Origin of the sequence: Psychrobacter sp. TB20-MNA-CIBAN-0197, assembly GCF_040309765.1 — a bacterium.
GTDB lineage: Bacteria > Pseudomonadota > Gammaproteobacteria > Pseudomonadales > Moraxellaceae > Psychrobacter > Psychrobacter submarinus.
In genome coordinates, this window is record NZ_JBEOPC010001337.1 from 1 (window position 1) to 239 (window position 239).

Genomic DNA, 239 nt, shown 5'->3' on the forward strand with positions numbered 1-239 from the left:
GTTCTACAACAGAGCGCCGCGCCGATGATGCAACTCGCGAAGTAGCTGATTGGCTTAAATGTGAGTTTATGCAAGACCATGTAGGTGAAGAGTTTGATGGTGTTATTTCATCGGTCACTAACTTTGGTTTGTTTATTCGTTTAGATGATTTACAAATTGATGGGCTTATACACGTTACTAATTTAGGCGACGAGTTTTTTGCGCATGATGCTGCAAAACACACCCTAATAGGTGAGCAC

1 protein-coding gene is annotated in these 239 nt (G+C 41.8%); it reads left to right on the forward strand.

Annotated elements, in window-relative coordinates; genetic code table 11:
- On the forward strand, nt 1–239 hold a 239-nt coding region (locus tag AAEY83_RS18295; protein WP_351061538.1), incomplete at both ends, for a S1 RNA-binding domain-containing protein.